We start from the raw sequence: 3,611 nt of genomic DNA, 5'->3' as shown, positions 1-3,611 counted from the left end.
CCCAGGGACGCCCAGCTCGGGTTTTGCACCTTGCCGGCGCGGTACAACTGCAGCCAGAGTTCGCGCGCCTTCCAGACCATCGGCGGCAGGGGACGTTCCGCGACCCTTGGCAGCCGTGCCCGCCACCCCAGCTGCGCCAGACGGTCGAGAAGCTGGCGCAACTCGCCATCGGTCAGGTCAGCTGCCGATTCCTTGCCGGGCACGGCGGAACGCACCAGCTCACGATAATCCTCATCGCTCAACCCAAGCTCTTTTTTGGCGATATGAATCTTGGCCAAGGCCCGCCTGCGGTATTCACGATCATTGGAAACTTCGGACATGGAAACGCGCCTCCCGTTCAGTATCCCCGAAGTATAGCAAAAACCGTTGCAACGCCTCTGGCATTGCCAGCTCCAGGCCTCCAGCTACAAGAAAATTCGATGCTTGCCATCCGCGCCACCTTGGCTACACTGAGATAACAGCCGGGAGGGATGGTTTATGTGGGAATTCAACGTGCTTGTCACCATGGCCCAGGATGGACACTACCGCCAGATGCTGGAGGAACTCGCATCATACGGCGAGTTTCACAAGACCGAATTTCACGGCGTCGCCCTGGGACGGGTGGCGGATGTCCAACGTTTCCTGGAAACGATCCACCAGCAGCGCCAGGAGCGGTTTATCGCCTTTCAGGACATAAGCCGCATCGTGCCACTGGACAAGGTGTTCACTTTCGACCTGGACGACTTTCTGGCCAAAGCCTGCCAGGCCATCCGCCCTTACCTGCCGCAAATGAGCGAGCATCGTTTCTATGTGCGCCTTGAAAGACGGGGGCTCAAGGGACAGATCGTTTCCCCGGACATAGAACAGGCTTTGGACAATTTCATCCTCGACGAACTGGCCGACCTGGGGCATTCCGGGCAGATCGACTTTGAATCCCCGGACGCGGTGCTGGCCATCGAGACGGTCGGCAACCGCTGCGGCATCGGCTTCATCACCCGCACGTTGTCCCATCGCTATCCCTTTGTGCACGTTGCCTGAAGTCAGGCCTCCCCACACGCCCGCTATTTACCAGACCAGGCAATCACTACCTGCCATGGTTTCCTGCAAATCCGTGTGCCGGTAATTCCGGCGGTTTGCCCCGTTTCGCGTCCGGCGTGCATCATGAGCTTTTCCTCTGAAACAGGGCCTGCTACAATCGAAGGCGGTTTTCCCTGCACCGGAAGGACCGAAGTTGCTTGCGTTTTCAAATAAAGATCCCCAGGAGTGCCCGAAAATGCCCCATGCCAATGCCTTTGTAGAAATTGCCGCGATTCTGGGTCTGGCGACATTGACCGGCATGATTGGCCAGAAATTGCGTCAGCCGCTGATCATCATGTTCCTGGCCACCGGCATTTTGGCCGGACCGTCCTTTCTGGGGATCATTCACAGTTATGAACAGATCGAACTGCTGGCGCATATCGGCATCGCCCTGCTGCTGTTCATCGTCGGACTGAAACTCGACCTGACCCTGATCCGCACCACCGGCCCGGTAGCACTCGCCACCGGCCTCGGACAGATCCTGTTCACCTCCCTGATCGGGTTTTTGATCGCCCTTGCCCTGGGCATGGCCTGGCTCAACGCCGCTTATGTCGCCGTCGCGCTTACCTTTTCAAGCACCATCATCATCGTCAAGCTGCTGTCGGACAAAAAGGAGATCGACTCGCTGCACGGCCAGATCGCACTGGGATTTCTGATTGTGCAGGATATCGCGGCGATTCTCGCCCTGGTCGGTCTCACCACCCTGGGAACCGCCTCCGCCTCGGGCAACGGTGCTTCCTTGCTGCAGGTGCTGCTGATCGCAGCGAAAGGATTGGGGTTGCTGGGAGCCACCGCCCTGTTGATGAAATTCGTCATCCCGCAACTGGCAGGACGGCTTGCCCACTCCATTGAACTGTTAAGCCTTTTTGCCATCGCCTGGGCCGTATTGTTTGGCGCGGCCAGCGAAATGCTCGGCTTCAGTAAAGAAGTCGGGGCCTTTCTGGCCGGTGTGTCGCTGGCCTCCACCGCTTTTCGCGATTCGATCGGCGCGCGGCTTACAAGCCTGAGGGACTTTCTTCTGCTGTTTTTTTTCATCGACCTCGGCGCACGGCTTGACTGGTCCATGGTCGGGTCTCAATTGGGCGAATCTCTGGTGTTGTCGACTTTCGTGCTTGTCGGCAACCCGCTGATCGTACTGGCCATTATGGGGTATATGGGGTATCGCCGCCGAACCGCGCTGCTGGCCGGACTCACGGTTGCCCAGATCAGCGAGTTTTCGCTGATCGTCGCGGCCCTGGGCCTTGCCATCGGCCACATTTCGGAAGAAACCATGGGGCTTATCACCCTGGTAGGCGTTGTGACCATTTCTATCTCTACGTACATGATTCTGTACTCGGGGCAACTCTATCGGCTGCTTGCCAATCCCCTGCGGATTTTTGAAAGAAGCAACCCGTACCGGGAAGCTGCCAGGGACACCCTCGAAAAAAGCTTGCCCGTGGATGTGGTCCTGGTGGGTCTGGGGAATTACGGAAGCGGTCTTGTCGATTATCTTTTACGTCGCGGCAAGAACCTTTTGGGAGTCGACTTCGACCCTGTCGCTCTGGACAAATGGCGCAAACGCGGCGTGCCAGTTGTCTACGGCGACATGGCCGACCCGGAGATGCACGAGCATTTGCCCCTGCAAAAAGCCCGCTGGGTCGTCAGCACCGTCCGGTCCAGAGAGATGAATCTGGCCCTGATCCACAATCTCAAAAAAGACGGCTTCAGCGGCAAGGTGGCGCTGACGGCAACCACCGGTCAGGAAGCCGCGGCCTTTGAAGATGCCGGCGCGCACCTGGTTCTGCGCCCTTTTCGGGATGCGACGGAGCAAGCCGCCGATGCGCTCACCTACGCCATGGATTTTCTGCCGGAATCCATCGACTGGCCCCTCTCCTTTGTCGAGGTGCGGATCAAGACGGATGCGGTGCTGGCCGGCAAGACCATTCAGGATATTCCGCTGTCGGCAACGGGAACCTCGGTGCTGGCGATCAGCCGGGGGGGCCGGATATTTTACGAGTTCGAGCCGGATTTTCGCATTTACCCGGCGGACCGCCTGCTGATCATGGGGCACCCCGGCGGCCTCAAGGAAGCGGAAACCATCCTCAATCAGCACGCCTTGCAATGCTATACCGATGATACCGACCGTTTCGAGATTGCCGGCATCCCGGTCGCGGATCACTCCGGAATTGCGGGAAAATCCCTGGCGGATCTCCATTTCCGCCAGAGGTATGGCGCAACCCTGGTCGGAATCCGCCGGGGACAGGAACAGATCACGACCATCAACCCCGACGAGCGATTGCTTGCCGGTGATTGCCTTATCGTAATAGGAAAGGCCGAATCCGTAAACGCTTTGAAAAACCGTGCTCCGCTCTGATTGCCTCGATTGATCAAACCGCAGGGCTCATATGAGCCGGCAAAAACTCTAAAAATGCCTGCATGGCAGGGGGCGGCGGACCATCGCGCCGACGCACAAACCGTATCGGCAGTCGGTCAAAGGGCGCCGGCACGGCATGTACATATACCAGGGACCTGAAAGGTTCGCGCATCACAAAACTGCGGGGCAGCAGGGTAATACC

General features: G+C 58.5%; 4 protein-coding genes. 2 read left to right on the top strand and 2 right to left on the bottom strand.

Going from position 1 to position 3,611, the window contains the following annotated elements; translation table 11 throughout:
- Positions 1-320 (bottom strand): phage protein GemA/Gp16 family protein (locus AB7E65_RS11125; RefSeq protein WP_428745916.1); only part of this gene is annotated, 320 nt, incomplete at its 3' end.
- 157 nt (positions 321-477) lie between these two features.
- On the opposite strand from AB7E65_RS11125, the gene AB7E65_RS11120 reads away from it, so the two are divergent.
- Complete coding sequence (locus tag AB7E65_RS11120; protein WP_428745915.1) at positions 478-1,017, top strand: THUMP domain-containing protein; 540 nt, start codon at positions 478-480, stop codon at positions 1,015-1,017.
- A gap of 235 nt (positions 1,018-1,252) precedes the next feature.
- Complete coding sequence (locus tag AB7E65_RS11115) at positions 1,253-3,409, top strand: cation:proton antiporter (RefSeq protein WP_072286525.1); 2,157 nt, start codon at positions 1,253-1,255, stop codon at positions 3,407-3,409.
- A 13-nt stretch (positions 3,410-3,422) separates the two neighbouring features.
- Here the strand turns inward: AB7E65_RS11115 and AB7E65_RS11110 are convergent.
- On the bottom strand, positions 3,423-3,611 hold a 189-nt coding region (locus AB7E65_RS11110), incomplete at its 5' end, for a LysR substrate-binding domain-containing protein (RefSeq protein ID WP_428745914.1).

The sequence above is a fragment of the Syntrophotalea sp. genome, from assembly GCF_050253115.1.
Taxonomy (GTDB): domain Bacteria; phylum Desulfobacterota; class Desulfuromonadia; order Desulfuromonadales; family Syntrophotaleaceae; genus Syntrophotalea; species Syntrophotalea acetylenica.
The sequence above is the reverse complement of the archived record's forward strand: the minus strand, read 5'-3'. Positions and strand labels throughout refer to the sequence as shown.